General features: G+C 39.5%; 14 protein-coding genes. 8 read left to right on the top strand and 6 right to left on the bottom strand.

Annotated features, from left to right (window positions below):
• Window positions 1-20 precede the first annotated feature (20 nt).
• The 5 genes from BUA76_RS04185 to BUA76_RS04165 all read left to right on the top strand — a co-directional run bounded on the left by BUA76_RS04185 (window position 21) and on the right by BUA76_RS04165 (window position 4,590).
• Window positions 21-578, top strand: coding sequence for a dihydrofolate reductase family protein (locus BUA76_RS04185; protein WP_072883560.1), 558 nt, complete (start codon window positions 21-23; stop codon window positions 576-578).
• On the top strand, window positions 568-930 hold the full coding sequence (locus tag BUA76_RS04180) for a DUF2200 domain-containing protein (RefSeq protein WP_072883696.1): 363 nt from the start codon (window positions 568-570) through the stop codon (window positions 928-930). The genes BUA76_RS04185 and BUA76_RS04180 overlap by 11 nt, the downstream gene beginning before the upstream one ends.
• 202 nt (window positions 931-1,132) lie before the next feature.
• On the top strand, window positions 1,133-2,134 hold the full coding sequence (locus BUA76_RS04175; RefSeq protein WP_072883559.1) for a T9SS type A sorting domain-containing protein: 1,002 nt from the start codon (window positions 1,133-1,135) through the stop codon (window positions 2,132-2,134).
• A 196-nt stretch (window positions 2,135-2,330) separates the two neighbouring features.
• Window positions 2,331-3,080, top strand: coding sequence for a DUF3575 domain-containing protein (locus BUA76_RS04170; RefSeq protein ID WP_072883558.1), 750 nt, complete (start codon window positions 2,331-2,333; stop codon window positions 3,078-3,080).
• 235 nt (window positions 3,081-3,315) lie between these two features.
• Window positions 3,316-4,590, top strand: coding sequence for an alkaline phosphatase family protein (locus BUA76_RS04165; RefSeq protein WP_072883557.1), 1,275 nt, complete (start codon window positions 3,316-3,318; stop codon window positions 4,588-4,590).
• A 35-nt stretch (window positions 4,591-4,625) separates the two neighbouring features.
• Here BUA76_RS04165 and BUA76_RS04160 read toward each other — a convergent pair whose 3' ends face one another.
• Entirely contained in the window at window positions 4,626-5,594 is a 969-nt protein-coding gene (locus BUA76_RS04160; RefSeq protein ID WP_143149856.1) for a hypothetical protein, read from the bottom strand.
• Between the two features lie 550 nt (window positions 5,595-6,144).
• Between BUA76_RS04160 and BUA76_RS04155 the strand changes: the two genes are divergently transcribed.
• Complete coding sequence (locus BUA76_RS04155) at window positions 6,145-7,473, top strand: carboxylesterase family protein (RefSeq protein WP_072883555.1); 1,329 nt, start codon at window positions 6,145-6,147, stop codon at window positions 7,471-7,473.
• A gap of 266 nt (window positions 7,474-7,739) precedes the next feature.
• Here the strand turns inward: BUA76_RS04155 and BUA76_RS04150 are convergent, their stop codons facing one another.
• The 5 genes from BUA76_RS04150 to lpxK all read right to left on the bottom strand — a co-directional run bounded on the left by BUA76_RS04150 (window position 7,740) and on the right by lpxK (window position 13,050).
• Window positions 7,740-9,212 carry an alpha-amylase gene (locus BUA76_RS04150; protein ID WP_072883554.1) on the bottom strand — a complete coding sequence of 491 codons (1,473 nt, stop codon included), beginning with the start codon at window positions 9,210-9,212 and terminating at the stop codon, window positions 7,740-7,742.
• A gap of 47 nt (window positions 9,213-9,259) precedes the next feature.
• Entirely contained in the window at window positions 9,260-10,357 is a 1,098-nt protein-coding gene (gene dinB, locus BUA76_RS04145) for a DNA polymerase IV (RefSeq protein WP_072883553.1), read from the bottom strand.
• A 238-nt stretch (window positions 10,358-10,595) separates the two neighbouring features.
• Window positions 10,596-11,111 carry a TlpA family protein disulfide reductase gene (locus tag BUA76_RS04140; RefSeq protein WP_072883552.1) on the bottom strand — a complete coding sequence of 172 codons (516 nt, stop codon included), beginning with the start codon at window positions 11,109-11,111 and terminating at the stop codon, window positions 10,596-10,598.
• A gap of 114 nt (window positions 11,112-11,225) precedes the next feature.
• The gene (locus BUA76_RS04135) at window positions 11,226-12,041 is read right to left on the bottom strand and encodes a purine-nucleoside phosphorylase (protein WP_072883551.1); all 816 of its coding nucleotides are present in this window, start codon (window positions 12,039-12,041) and stop codon (window positions 11,226-11,228) included.
• Window positions 12,025-13,050: a tetraacyldisaccharide 4'-kinase gene (gene lpxK / locus BUA76_RS04130; RefSeq protein ID WP_072883550.1), complete on the bottom strand. Its 1,026-nt coding sequence runs from the start codon at window positions 13,048-13,050 to the stop codon at window positions 12,025-12,027. Before lpxK ends, BUA76_RS04135 begins: the two co-directional genes overlap by 17 nt.
• Window positions 13,051-13,378: 328 nt before the next feature.
• Here lpxK and truA point away from each other — a divergent pair, with 328 nt between their 5' ends.
• A complete protein-coding gene (gene truA, locus BUA76_RS04125; protein ID WP_072883549.1) occupies window positions 13,379-14,113 on the top strand; it encodes a tRNA pseudouridine(38-40) synthase TruA in 735 nt (244 codons plus the stop codon).
• Between the two features lie 138 nt (window positions 14,114-14,251).
• Window positions 14,252-14,839, top strand: coding sequence for a Crp/Fnr family transcriptional regulator (locus BUA76_RS04120; protein ID WP_072883548.1), 588 nt, complete (start codon window positions 14,252-14,254; stop codon window positions 14,837-14,839).
• Window positions 14,840-14,878 lie beyond the last annotated feature (39 nt).

Raw genomic sequence — 14,878 nt, 5'->3', positions numbered from 1 at the left:
CACAACAATTCTTTAATGTTATGAAAAAAATAATTCTGGACCTTGCTGTATCATTAGACGGATTTATTGAAGGACCGAACGGGGAAATCGACTGGTGCATCATGGATGATGACATGGATTTTGATGGCTTTCTTGAAAATATCGATACTATATTGTATGGGAGGGTAAGCTATGATTCCTGGGGAAATTATCATCCGGGAGAAGATGCCGGAGAAGAAGAAATACTGTTCTGGAAAAAGATTCATGCTAAGAAAAAAGTAGTATTCTCCCATCATCAAAGAGAAGATCAGAATGCAGTTTTCACTGATGATATTGAGAAAACAGTACACGAGATAAAGCAGCAGGCAGGAAAAGACATCTGGCTGTATGGTGGCGCAGGACTCATCAGAACATGTATTAAGCTGAACCTGATAGACATGTACAGAATCTCCGTTCATCCGGTTGCCTTAGGAAACGGAAAACCTTTATTTGAAGAATTAAAGGAAAGATTATATTTGAAGCTGATCAAAAGCAATGTTTTCAGATCCGGAGTGGTACAGCTGATCTATGAACCTTCATATCAAAACGATGGAAAATAAAAACAATGAGAGAATCTTCAGTATGGCTTTCGCCGGAGTTTATCCCCATTATATTGCAAAAGCGGAAAAGAAAGGCAGAACCCGCAAAGAGGTGCACACCATCATTTTCTGGCTTACAGGTTATGATGAAAACGGCCTTCAGAAAATCCTGGAAAATAAAACAGACTTCCGCACTTTCTTTGCGGAGGCTCCGGGAATCAACCCCAAAGCATCACTCATTAAAGGCGTTATCTGCGGTTACCGCGTGGAAGAAATTGAAAATGAACTGATGCGCAATATCCGCTATCTCGATAAGCTCATCGACGAGCTGGCAAAAGGTAAGAAGATAGAAAAAATCCTGAGGACAGAATAAGACCTATCCCATAACCTTAACAACATGACATATTTGAGGACAGCATTATCTTTCGGCTCATTATTCAGCTGCAGCGCATACGGCAGCTATTCTGAGAACGGAAGTTTATTTCAGGTTTAAATTTCTCATTGGAAACAAGTTATATCAAAAAAATAATTCCGGAGCAAAAGTTTTTTTGAGTATATTCGTTAAAAATTTAAGTATGAAAATAAATTTATTCTTGCTGCTGATGGCTTCAGGTGCCATGTCAGCACAAACAACCATTACAAAAGCTTTTAACGATCCTGTAAGTGGAGAAACCGCAAACTATTTATCCGTAACAGGAACACCGGATAACTCGGCAACGGGTTCTAATGTAACCTTTAACAATGCTGCCCTGGGATTTGGCCCGGCTGCCGTTACCAGTTATTCAACACCTACTTCAACAGAAATTACCACCTTCCCGAATTCTACCTTAAAAATGGCAGCCCCCGGAAATACGGTGTATTACAAGCAATCTGCCTCCAAACTGGAAATTACAGGATTAATCACTGCCGATGCAACCCTGAATCTTTCCGCAAACAACGGGACTTTTATTTCCTATCCTGCAGCTTTAGGATACTCCGAGACGGATCAGGCGCAGGGAACATTCAGCACTACTGCGTCCAACGGGTTATGTAAAGGAACGGTAACTATTTCTGCAGATGCATCAGGAACCCTTATTTTGGGCGCTTCTACCTATAACAACGTCCTCAGGATAAAATCCGTACAGAATTTTAACCTGCACCTGCCTACCGATACCAACTTTTTGTTCCCGATCGGAACGATTGTAAATACTTCGTATTCCTATTATAACAGCACTTATAAGTTTCCTTTGCTGACTACCATTCAGACCGTAACCAATGTTCCGGTGGCGGGAATTAATAACCAGACAACCAATGCCGCACAAGCTTTAAATATTGCTAACCTTGCCACAGAGGAGTTTAAGGCTAAAGAAAAACTGAAAATCTATCCTAATCCGGCTCAGGAATTTATTGTGTTGCAAGGAGGAACAGAAGAGTATACAACAGCAAAAATCTATACGCCGGATGGCAGGCTTGTGAAAACTTCCGCTATTACATCCGGAAAAATTCAGGTTTCAGATCTTCCTTCCGCTTCTTATTTTATTGAAGTTTCAACAAAAGATAAGAAAACGGAAACCTCAAAATTTATCAAAAATAAATAAGCCCGAATAATAAATCCGCCGGGAACTCTGAGCGGATTTATTGTTAAGATCAAATACGTCTTTTAATCTGCCCACAGCAGACACACCTGTAAACCGCTTGTAAACAGAATCTTATTCAGAAAACAAAACGGTTTACCCAATTATTTTGCCCGCTTTTTGCTTGTACCTCAATACTTCAAATCTAACATATAAAATCATGAAAAAATTCTTACTCATCATCCCCTGCTGTATGCTGATCACAGTAAACGCACAGAAAGCTCCCACCCCGCCGTCGGAAAAAATGAACATCATTAAAACCAATGTTACGGCATACGCATTCCGAAATATTAACCTTACCTACGAAAGAGTTATTAACAGATGGTTTTCCGTGAATATGGGTTTTGGCGCCATGCCGGAAGGAAAAGTTCCTTTTATCAATTCCTTTTTAAACGATGAAGACGAAAAAAGATTTCAGAACTTCGAAGCCAAATCTTTTAACTTCACCATAGAGCCTCGTTTTTATCTTGGTGCAGGATACGGAAAAGGATTCTATGTGGCTCCCTATTACCGCTATTCGAAAATTACCTCCAATACCTTTGACTTTTACTACGATTATACCTTCAGCGGAACGACCTTTCAGATTCCTCTCAAAGGCTTCGGAAATGCCAACGGCAACAGTGGCGGTGTCATGGTAGGCGCCCAGTTTTTCCTCACCAGAAGCCGCAGCCTCGTCCTCGACTTATGGATTGCAGGTGCCCACAACGGAGCCGGGAAGGGAGACTTTACGATGACCAGTGATATTCCCCTTACTCCCGATATGCAGGCCGAACTGAAAAGGCAGATCGAAGATCTTGATATTCCCTACGTCAATTATACGGTGGAAACCAATACCAACGGAGCCCGCGTTATTATAGACGGCCCGTGGATCGGTTTCAGAACAGGACTGTCCCTCGGGTACCGTTTTTAAAACAGATCAGAGTCTAAACCTACAGCAGAAGCCAGCACTTCTGCTTTTCTTTTTATCCTGCGCCAAAGCAATAACCAATCCGAATCATAAAATACTTATCTAAATCTGCGTAATTGCATAATCCGCGGGAGACAAAAACATAACAACACATCCGCAACCCGGGTTTAATATTTTTTTAACCTGCTAAACTTTTCTGTAATGACGGGAGACCCTAACTTTGCACAAAACTTACCTTATGAAGCAAGGATTAGCAATAATAACGCTGCTTTTTTCACTGTCCCTTTTCAGTCAGCACGGAAGCACGGACACCGCACAGGTGGTGATCCCCAACCGGTATAATACTCTTGAAGCCCGGGCAAAACCCTATGTCATTATGATCTCTGCAGACGGATTTCGTTATGATTACGCAAAGAAATACAATGCGGAGAGCCTTCTGAACTTATCAGGCGAAGGAGCGCGGGCAGAAGCCATGATTCCCGCTTATCCCAGCATTACCTTCCCCAATCACTGGACCCTGATTACCGGGCTTTACCCCTCTCACCACGGGCTTATTGATAATTATTTTTATGATTATAAAAGAAAGGAACCGTATGCGATGAGTGATAAAACCAATGCCGAAGATGGCAGCTGGTACGGAGGCCTTCCCCTTTGGGGACTGGCAGAGCAGCAGGGGATGCTTTCCGCATCTTTAATGTGGGTGGGCTCGGCAAGCGATGCCGGAGGAACACGCCCAACCTATTATTATCCCTACCACGAAAAATTTTCCCCGCAGGAAAAAGTTGACAAAGTAATCAACTGGCTGAAGCTTCCCATAGACAAAAGACCCCATTTTATTTCGCTTTATTTCCCAGAAGTGGATGCAGGTGGGCATCATTTCGGGCCCGATGCAAAAGAAACAGAGGATGCCGTTCACCAAGTGGATGCGGCTATAGGTGCACTCGTACGAAAAGTAAATGAATTGGGCCTCAAGGATATCAATTTCATTTTTGTTTCCGACCACGGAATGATAAAAGTAGACGGCAGCCATCCCCTGGAAATCCCGCAGCTGCTACTGGATAAAAACAGATTTGATATTTATAATTCCCAGACTTTATTAAGAGTATACGTTAAAAATCCGGCTGAAGTTAAAAGCGTTTACAAAGAATTGCAGCTTCATAAAACCTCAGATTATGAAGTGTATCTTGATAAAAAGTTTCCCCGATCCCTGCATTTCTCTGCAAAAGATGATTACTATGGCAGGATAGGACAAATTCTCCTGGTTCCCAATGCTCCTAAGATATTCCTGGAAAAAGGTAAAAAGCCCTCTGCAGGAAAGCATGGCTATAATCCGGCAGTGGTTCCTGAAATGAAAGCTACCTTTATGGCATGGGGTCCGGCATTCAAAAGCCATATGACAGTTGGTGAATTTGAAAATGTGAACGTCTATCCGGTTATTGCAGATATTTTAGGCTTAAAGATCCGCCAGCCCGTGGACGGAAAGTTGAAAGTGCTGAAACAGATAATAAAATAAACCCGTTGTGAATTTTGATTTATTTAACTTATTGATTAAAAATTACTTGTTATGGCTGTCCAGTTCACTCCGTCACTGATCCATAAAATTGTTTTTGTCTGATCATTTGAGTTCATATTATAACTGCTTGTGCTTCCACTACTGCCACCATTAAACATAAGCCCTGCTACAGTAGTTACAGTAATGGAACCGCTAGTGTTAATATTTCTTGTGTATATTATGGCTCCTGCATTTGTCACCGCAGAAGGGAGAACAAAATTTGTGGTTGCTGAAACAACCGATCTATTGACAACCGTTCCTGATATTGAAATAGTTTGTAAACCACTGGAGATAATCCCGTTTACCGTTAATGTTGTATTTGGAGAAGCGGTTCCTATTCCTATTCTGTCATTTGCTGCATCCACTGAAAATGTTGTACCATCAACTGAAAACCCGTTGGTTGCTGTAGAAGTAAAAGCCAATGTGTTGGCGCCCTGTGTTACGGTAGTATTACCGGACAGTGAGCCGCTGTCTTTGTATATTCCCCCTGAGCCTGTTGCAAGGTCTGCATTAGCTACCGTTCCGTCTAAAATCTTGGCAGACGTTACTGCGTTGCCTGCAATTGCCGGAGAAGAAGCGGTTCCGGACAAATCCCCCGCTAATTGCACGATACCTTTAGCTGTTGCAGTAGCATCTCCGGATGCGGTATTGATAATCTTCTGCCATATGGAACCATCAAAGAAGTAGTATCCTTCTGCCGTTATATTAGCAGTTTTTCCGGCTGGTGAAGCCGTTGCAGAAGTTGCATAAATAATAAGTCCTTTCTGATCTGAACTGTATTGAGCATCTCCCGCCTGGATCTGATCACCGGAAAGCCTTGGAACAATTAATCCCTCCGGCTTGCTGCCATTCGTAGTTTTAGCGGTAATATCAAGAGTAGCTTTAGGCATACTATTATTTATCCCTACCTGTGCGAATGCGATAAGACTGAATATTGATAGAGTAATAGCTAGTAAATTTTTCATTGTTTCGTTATATAAATTGTTGTTAGTTGTCGATAAATAATAGAATTTCTACCGAAATACAGAGAAATTAATAAGCTGACAAGATCATCAAACGTGTTTTATTGTGTATATATACATAGCGTTTTCGGTCTGATTAATGAACAAATATAAATAAATAATTAATTAAGACAAAAATTATAAGTTACTGTTGCATAAACCTTTACTTTTAGATTTAGTTTTAGCAGAAAACAATATAATATCTCACCATTATTTCATCTTACATCATACCATTTGCTTTGTATAAAAAACTCTCTATATATCTGAAACAATATTATGCTGCCTTAAAAAAACAGCTACTCACGGGTTTCGGCAATATCTCCAATCAATGATCCAGCTACGGAACAGCATTGAAGACCAGTAGTCCCAAGCCTGAAGTTTACCTGCGCTCACAATCTGCGTTGAAGAACATTTTTAGATAAATTTAAATTGATTGATATTTGTATCATCATGATTAATCACCGGATTTCATATAAAATTATTACATTTAATGAAAAGATAATTTTTTTGTCTGATGACAACACAGCAGGATAAAAGTATTTATACTTTTCACACTTCTTTCGGAACCATTTCAGCATTAAAGGAAAACGGCGTGATCAAAGCGAAAAGCATCCGCTATGCGCGCTCGGAAAGATTTAAAAAACCCAGACCTTTAGAATATGCAGAGACTCAGGAGATTTCTGATAAAACTCCCGTATGCCCTCAAAATGTAAGCCCTCTGCTGGACAGGCTGATTCAGAAAACAGATGTGGAACAGTTCGAAGCGGATGAATCTCCGCAGTTTCTTACCATTACACGCCCCGAACATTTTAATGAAAAGGAAAAGCTTCCCGTTATCGTCTGGATTCATGGCGGTTCCTACGAAATCGGATGCGGTGATCTTCCCACGTCTGATCCTTCCGTCTGGGTAAAGGAACAGCATATCGTTATCGTTTCTGTTTCGTACCGGCTTGGGCTTTTCGGATTTTTGGGAGGTAGTGAAGAAAGGCCGGCCAACCTGGGCTTGTATGATATGATTGCCGCTCTCCAATGGATAAAAAAATATATCTGTGACTTTGGCGGAGATCCTGAAAATATTACCCTTTTCGGACAATCTTCCGGAGGTGATGCGATTGCTCATCTGATGATTGCGGAAGAAACTGACGATTTATTTCAAAGAGCTATTATCCATAGTGCTCCACTGGGATTCAGGATCAATAGGCAAAAGATGTCTCATGAGTTTTTCCTGAAGACGGATATTTTAAAAGACGAGCCGGATGCGCTTAAGATGGTAGCAGGCTATAGCAACTTTTTGCCTTCTTTCAGAAAATACGGATTGAAGACCTCCATGCCATTCTGCACGCAATACGGCTATCCTCCGTTATGCCGGGAGGAAGAAACCGTGCAAAACTGGAAACAAAACGCCAAGAAGTATGATGTTTTAATCGGCTCCAATCAGGATGAAACGGCTTTCTACGTGAAAACCTCGCAAACAGGTATTTATACTTATCTGCCTCATAGAATTCTGAATAAGATTGTAAGAAAAACCACAGAGTCCATCTATGAAAAACCAGCCAAGGATTTTGCAGAAAATCTTGCAGCCGGTGGCGGAAATGTTTACCAGTTTGTGATTCGTTCTACTCTAAAAAATAATTACATCGGCGCATCTCACTGTGTAGATCTGCCTCTGTTATTTGAAAACAAGGAAGCCTGGCAATCTGCAGAGTTGCTGAAAGACGTTCCGTGGGAATATATTCAGGAAAACGGAAAAAAGCTTCGGGCGCTCTGGGCAGAATTTGCCAGAACCGGTGCCATTTCAGAAAATTCCGAAAGACCTGAAATCCTTAAGCTGCGAAAGGTTTAGAGCTCGTTTAGATTTTAGGATTTCTACTTAATGTTGTTTCATCAAATAAATAAGGTTCATTCTTAATTTTAACATTAAAAAATTTCGTTTATTAAGCTTTAAAAAATAAGAAATCAATACATTGATTTGAATTAAGCTAATTGAGCAATTAGACCTTAATCACTTTAATGTTAAAAATATATTCAGAATTTATACAAGCCCTTAGACTTAATTTAAACACAAATGACACTGTTCGTAAAATCAATGTCATTTGTGTCTAAAAATAATTACTCTTCAAGCCAGATACTCACATTTCCGGCCGGCACAGGGAAATTTCCCCATCCGTTTTCATCGATCGTAATTTTATTTTCAAATCTCCCCAATACATCATAGAAGGTTTTACCGATGTATCTTTCGCCCATTTCCATAGGTTTTTCGTACGCCTCTTTATTGCTGAGTACAACCGCACATCCCGAATGTTCATCATCTCCTTCACGAACCCATCCGAGACAATTGGCGTCTTCAAAATAATCCCGCTGTTCTCCGTATGCATGATTTTTTCTTGCTTTCAGCATCTCTTCGATACCGTCTACCTTATCCAGAAATATTTCCTGGTCATTACCCTCCCTGTCTTTATCAACATAATGTGCTCCGTACAAATCCGGGTAAAATACACATGGATATCCGTCCTTACGAAGTAAGATTAATGCATACGCCAACGGTTTAAACCATTGTTCTACCGGTGCTTCAAGATCCTGTAGAGGCTGCGTATCGTGATTATCAACCAGGCTCACTGAATGCAGCGGATCGGCTTGGGTAAGCGTTTCATCGAAAATTCTGCGCAAATCATAAGAATCCCCTTCATTGGAAGCGGTATGAAAATTATTCTGTAAAGAGCTATCGAAAAGGCTCATACAGCCTTCTGTTACGTCAATATATTTCTGAAGAAGACTCAGATACCCAGGAGCCCAGTATTCTCCTACTGCAAAAATATTTTTACCGGAGTTGGAACGCAGCAGCGTAAGCCATTCTTTATAAAAATCAAATGAAATATGTTTCAGGGCATCCAGCCGTACGCCGTCAAAATCTGTTTCATCAAAATACCATTTTGCCCAGTTATTGAGCTCTTCCCGTACAAAAGGATTTCTATGTTCTACATCATTAAACATAAGATAATCATAATTTCCTTTTTCATCATCAATCATCTCTTCCCAGTCGGTTCCGTATTCATTTTTGATTTTAAAAATATGGGAATCCATGCCTTCTGCATAGTCAACCCCACTGAAACAGGTATAATTCCACTCAAAATCCGAATATTTTTTTCCGCGGCCCGGAAAAGTGAATTTGGTGTACGACTGAATCTCGATCTCGTCGGAAATTATTTTATCCCGGTTTTCTTCATCAACCTTTACAGCCTTGAACGTTTCAAGCTCGTCTCCTCCGCCTTTATGCCCAAGAACAATATCAACAATGACCTTGATATTTTGTTCTTTTAAAGCTTTGATGGCCTGTATGTAATCTTCCTTTGTTCCGTATTTTGTGGGAATGGTTCCTTTCTGATCAAACTCTCCCAGATCATAAAGATCATATGCATCGTAACCGATGGAGAGACCCCCTGTAACTCCTTTATAGGCGGGAGGAAACCATACTGATGTAATTCCTAATTCAGCCAGATATTGTGCGTTTTTTTCTGCTTCTTTCCACAGTTTTCCTTCTCCTTCGGAATACCAGTGGAAAAATTGAATCATCGTTTCGTTCATAAAAATTGTAAAATTTGGTTACTACAATTTAATGAAAATATTCGAGATTATTGGTCTTCAAATTCTTTGAACGGAATTTTTAGTTGAACCGACACCAGTTTCTTCTCTTCGGTATTGAGCTGGGAAAGGGATAAACCGAGCAATCGAACAGGTTTATCGAACGGACGAAGCTCCCAAAGCTGTTTTCCGGTATTGAAATATTGTTCCGCGGAAGAGAAATATTCTTCCCGTGTAATGCTTCTTGTAAAAAGGGAAAAATCTTTGTATTTAATTTTCAGGGTCAGCGTGCGGCCGAGAATATTATTTTTCTGAAGGCGGTTCTGGAGCTCCTCACTAAGGCTTTGCAGTTTTTCGTTGATCTGCTGTTCATCAAAAAGATCTTCAAAAAAGGTTCTTTCTACCGCTACGCTTTTCTGGATCCGATGAGGCTTCACTTCAGAATGATGAATTCCCCGAACGACATTATAGTAATAAGCTCCTGATTTCCCGAACATTCTTGTAAGGTCTTCAACAGATCTTTTTTTCAGATCTTTCCCTTTGTAAATGCCTAAACTAAACATTTTATTCGCCGTCACCTTTCCTACTCCGTAAAACTTTTCCACCGGCAATTCTTCCAGAAAGGCTTCTACCTTATCCGGATGAATGGTTTTTTGGCCATTCGGTTTATTAATATCCGACGCTACTTTAGCCAAAAATTTGTTGATGGAAATTCCTGCAGAAGCCGTTAATCCTGTCTGTTCAAAAATCTTCTGGCGGATTTCCCTGGCAATCTGGTTGGCAGATTCTATCCCCTTTTTGTTTTCCGTGACATCCAGATAAGCTTCATCTAATGATAAAGGTTCTACCAGATCGGTATATTCATAAAAAATCTCCCTTATTTTTCTTGAAATTTCTTTATACCGCTGAAACCTTGGTGAAACAAAAATAAGATGCGGACACTTTTCCTTAGCGGTTTTACTCGGCATAGCAGACCGTACCCCAAACTTTCTGGCTTCATAGCTTGCCGCGGCCACAACACCGCGATGCTCTCCCCCCACAGCAATCGCTTTGCCTTTTAATGCAGGATTATCATGCTGTTCTACAGAAGCATAGAATGCGTCCATATCGACATGAATAATTTTGCGCTGGGAAAAAGAAGAATCCATACCGCAAAGATATGGATTCCTGTATTTTAATTATTTTTCTTTTGTCTTGAAACAAAAGAAACAAAAATTCAAGACTTGGAAACTCCGACTAAAAATAAAATCTGTTCTCTAAAAATTCTAAAACTCGCGCGAATCAAAACCTGTTCTTCGTTTCGATTGATCTGGCGCGCTCAAACAGTAGAATTTTCTTAACGTTCACAGATCTTATTTTCTTAACGTCTTCATTTCCTATGTCATTTTATTTTAGTAAGCGTTCAATTGTTGCCTGGATATCGGGATCTTCTGGCGAGATGGCGTAATATTTTGCAATATTAGACTTCTGATCGATCACCATGTATCTCGGGATCCAGTTAAGGTCAATATAGTTGTTGAAATCATTTTTCCAGCCGGAAGCGAACCAGTAATTTTCTTTGTCTTTCATATCAAATCGTTCCAGGCTTTTGTCGAAACCCTCTTTTGAACGGTCTAATGAAAGAAACACAAAATCAATATTTTTATTGTTATCTTCTAATTCTTTGGCTTTTGGAAGGGCTTTCAAACAATCCCTGCACCAGCCTGCCCAAAAATCAAGCACCAAAACTTTTCCTTTATGCTGATCCAGGATTTGCTGTATAGTGACCGTTTTACCCTCTTCATTTTCAACTTTCTGAATTAATGCTTCTTTGGAAAAACTTGTTTTAAGAACTTTGGGAGCCTGCTGTGAGCAGCCCAAACCAAAAATTCCTATCGTAAATAATAAAAACAGTTTCTTCATTTTTTAAAAATCATTTCTGCAAATCTAAACAATGAAAAACAATTTAAAGAAGATTTTTATGAATTAAGAAAAATCCGAATATTGAGAATTTCTATTGATATTAATTTAACATCGTTATTCATATTCCCTAACCAAACCTTTCACTATAGCAATTACTTTAGGCATCGCTTTATTGGCAGCATTAAGAACTTCTTCGTGGGAAACGGAAAATGCAATATCGGGCCCGCCCAGATCTGTAATGACGGAGATTCCGAAAACATCCATTCCCATGTGTCTGGCTACAATAACTTCAGGAACGGTGCTCATTCCTACCATATCACCACCAATGGCTTTTATCATTCCGTATTCTGCAGGTGTTTCAAAAGTAGGTCCCTGCAACGCTACATAAGTTCCCGTATGAAAATTGATATTATTTTTTGAGGCAATCTTTTCGGCCACGGAAATCATCTTTTTGTTGTACGGCTCGCTCATATCGACAAATCTTGGCCCGAAAGAATCTATATTTCTTCCGCGCAGCGGATGCTCAGGCATCATGTTGATATGATCTTTGATGATGGCGATATCAGCAATTTTATATTCAGAATTTACACCTCCGGAAGCATTGGAAAGAATAAGATTTTTTATGCCTAAAAGATGAAAAACCCGGATAGGCAGCACAACATTTTCAATCGAGTGACCTTCATAATAATGAAAGCGGCCACTCATCATCAATACTTTTTTGCCTTCCAGCATTCCGTAGATTAATTTTCCACTGTGGCCGGCAACTGTTGTTTGTGGAAATTCAGGAATTTCAGCATATTGAATAGTATGAATTGTTTCTATCTCATCCTGAAGCTTCCCCAATCCCGAACCTAATACAATGGCAAAATCAGGCGTATCATTGATAACGTTCTGTATGAAGGCTGCTGTTTTTTTAATTTTTTCTAACATAGTCCAGAATGATTTGGTTAAATTCTTCCTTCTTATCAATAATTACATTGATGGGCCAGTAATAGATAATATCTCTGAGATAATCAAAGGTTTTAAGACGTACGTAATCTTTTTCGGTGGTTAGGATCAGTTTATATTCCCCTAGTTTTTTGTACTCTGCCACAATATTTTTAATATCCGCTTCCGTAAAGTTGTGATGGTCCCGGAATTTAAGGTGCTTTACTCTCTGCGAAAATTTAGCAAGATGATTCAGTAAAGGTTTCGGATTGGCAATTCCTGTGATGAGAAGGATATCGTAATAATTCAGGTTATTATCCGGAAGCATTTTCTCCTTTCCGTATACATTTTCGTCGTAGCCTATAGATGAAAAAAATACTTTCTGACGTCCTGAAGGCCTTATTCTTGAAATATAATATTGCTTGGTTTCTTCGGTAAGCTCGTCGGGACATTTGCTGACCATAATGATGTCTGCTCTTTTTGCCCCAGCTCTTGATTCGCGCAAATCTCCTGCCGGAAGAAGGTGATCTTTAAAGTAAGGATCATTAAAGTCGGTCATCATGATGGTAAAGCCAGGCTTTATAGCTCTGTGCTGCATGGCATCATCCAGCACCAGAACATCAAGATCCATATCAGAGATTACTTTTTTGGCGCCGGGAACTCTTTCTTCGGAAACGGCAATAACAAAGCGGTTCTTAAAACGTTCGAACAGCTGCATGGCTTCGTCGCCCACCATTTTATAATTGCTTTCATAATTGGTAACGGCATAGCCTTTCGTAAGCCTTCCATAACCTCTGGAGAGAACTCCCGTTCTGTAATGTTTTGACAAAAATTGCGCAAGATACATTACCATAGGCGATTTTCCGCTTCCGCCTACGGAAAGATTACCGACACAAATGATCGGTGTTCTGAATTTTGTCGATTTAAAAATTCCCAGATCATACATTGTGTTTCGGATACCCGTTACCATGCGATAACCTAGAGAAAAGGGATAAAGGTACCATCTTTTCATACCTTGCAAAAATAGGAATTTTCATATGGATTTGGCTTACTATGGTACTTACTTTTCGTGATTTATTTAAATAATTATACATTTATTCAATCTCAATTTCAAATTGCAATTATTTAACATTAAGATTTTAAAAAGGTTTAAGGGTAAAGAAGGAAAAATCTTTGATATTTTATAAGAAGCAACGTTAATAGTTTTAATTGTCAACCTTACGATTTTCCTCAACATCCTGCATCCTTGCTGAAAATTTCAGAAAAGTTTAAAACGGTTCTTAAATTGTGTTGATGATTATCATTTAATTAAAGTAATTTTGTGTACTTATTTTATTACAGTGAGGTATTTTATAGAATTTTCCTACAACGGCAAAAATTATTTCGGCTATCAGATTCAGCCGAATGCTGTTTCCGTACAGGAAGAAATGGAGAAAGCACTTTCTATGTTATTGAGGGAAGAAATTAAAATTACCGGCGCAGGAAGAACAGATACCGGGGTACATGCGAAAAAAATTTTCGCTCATTTTGACACGGAAAAAGCTTTGGATCAGGACCTGACAAGAAGATTAAACAGTTTTCTTCCACCGGATATTGCGGTGAAAAGGATTTTTCAGGTAAGCGATGATTTCCATGCGAGATTTGATGCTACGTACAGAACCTATGAGTATTATATTTCCCTGGAAAAAAATCCGTTTACGGAAGATTCTGCATGGCAACACTGGAGAAGACCGCTTGATATCAATCCCATGAATGAAGCGTGCAACATTTTATTTGAATATGAAGACTTCACCAGCTTTGCCAAACTCCATACCGATAATAAAACCAACCTCTGCAAAATCTATAAAGCAGAATGGGAACAAAACGGAAGTGAATTGAAGTTTACGGTTTCAGCCAACCGTTTCCTAAGAAATATGGTACGGGCAATTGTAGGAACGATGGTAGACATAGGTGCCGGAAAATTAAAGCCCGAAGACCTCCGAAAAGTTATTGAAAATAAGAACAGAAATTCGGCGGGAACTTCTGCTCCGGCTCACGGCCTGTACCTGGTGGATGTGGGGTATAATTTTGATTGATTGTTCTAAAAATTAATAATGTAAACCTTCAAGGTTTTTGAAACCTTGAAGGTTGGACGAATCGGAAAGCTTTTGTTTTAGAATCGTCAAAATGACAATCGAGATATTTTTATTTAATTAATTTAAAAAACTAAAACCATGGGTGAAATCGAAAAACTTGCTTTTGCACTCAGTCATTTTGCCGGGCTTACAGAAGAAGATTTCAAACTTTCTGCAGATTTCTGGCTCCCGAAAAGCTATAAAAAAGGTGAATTCTACAATCTTCGCGGAACGGTGTGCACGTATTTAGGATTTATTGTGGATGGTGTTTTCCGTTCGTACACCATTGATGAAAAGACGGGCGATGAGAAAAATGTTTTCTTATATTCAGCGAATGGTTTTGTGGTTTCTTTTAAAAGCTTTATCAATCAGATCCCTTGTGATTACCACACACAGGCGTTAACGGATGCTTCTATCATTTATATCAGATATACAGATTTGCTTGGACTGTATCACCAGTCGCACCGGTGGGAAAAGTTTGGAAGACTTCTGGCCCAAGAAGCTTTTAACGTAACCATGGGCAGAATTGAGGGTTTTATATTTAAATCCGCCGAAGAACGCTATTTAGATCTTATCAAACAGCACCCTGATATTTTTAATAATGTTCCGCTGTATCATATTTCCTCTTATCTGGGCATTCAGGGACCCTCTCTCAGCAGAATCCGAAAAAGAATTTCGGGAAAGTAGTACGATTTTAACCAAGGTTAAAATTATCCTCATTTTATT

The sequence above is a fragment of the Chryseobacterium takakiae genome (assembly GCF_900129385.1).
In the GTDB taxonomy this organism is placed as follows: Bacteria; Bacteroidota; Bacteroidia; order Flavobacteriales; family Weeksellaceae; genus Chryseobacterium; species Chryseobacterium takakiae.
This window is presented reverse-complemented; position numbering and strand designations above follow the sequence as displayed.

Bases quoted from the DNA above. Each gene is read 5' to 3' on its own strand.
- BUA76_RS04155 (WP_072883555.1), top strand. From the start codon at position 6,145: ATGACAACACAGCAGGATAAAAGTATTTATACTTTTCACACTTCTTTC.
- BUA76_RS04175 (WP_072883559.1), top strand. From the start codon at position 1,133: ATGAAAATAAATTTATTCTTGCTGCTGATGGCTTCAGGTGCCATGTCA.
- BUA76_RS04120 (WP_072883548.1), top strand. From the start codon at position 14,252: ATGGGTGAAATCGAAAAACTTGCTTTTGCACTCAGTCATTTTGCCGGG.
- BUA76_RS04150 (WP_072883554.1), bottom strand. From the start codon at position 9,212: ATGAACGAAACGATGATTCAATTTTTCCACTGGTATTCCGAAGGAGAA.
- BUA76_RS04160 (WP_143149856.1), bottom strand. From the start codon at position 5,594: ATGAAAAATTTACTAGCTATTACTCTATCAATATTCAGTCTTATCGCA.
- lpxK (WP_072883550.1), bottom strand. From the start codon at position 13,050: ATGAAAAGATGGTACCTTTATCCCTTTTCTCTAGGTTATCGCATGGTA.
- BUA76_RS04180 (WP_072883696.1), top strand. From the start codon at position 568: ATGGAAAATAAAAACAATGAGAGAATCTTCAGTATGGCTTTCGCCGGA.
- BUA76_RS04140 (WP_072883552.1), bottom strand. From the start codon at position 11,111: ATGAAGAAACTGTTTTTATTATTTACGATAGGAATTTTTGGTTTGGGC.
- dinB (WP_072883553.1), bottom strand. From the start codon at position 10,357: ATGGATTCTTCTTTTTCCCAGCGCAAAATTATTCATGTCGATATGGAC.
- BUA76_RS04185 (WP_072883560.1), top strand. From the start codon at position 21: ATGAAAAAAATAATTCTGGACCTTGCTGTATCATTAGACGGATTTATT.
- BUA76_RS04165 (WP_072883557.1), top strand. From the start codon at position 3,316: ATGAAGCAAGGATTAGCAATAATAACGCTGCTTTTTTCACTGTCCCTT.
- BUA76_RS04135 (WP_072883551.1), bottom strand. From the start codon at position 12,041: ATGTTAGAAAAAATTAAAAAAACAGCAGCCTTCATACAGAACGTTATC.
- BUA76_RS04170 (WP_072883558.1), top strand. From the start codon at position 2,331: ATGAAAAAATTCTTACTCATCATCCCCTGCTGTATGCTGATCACAGTA.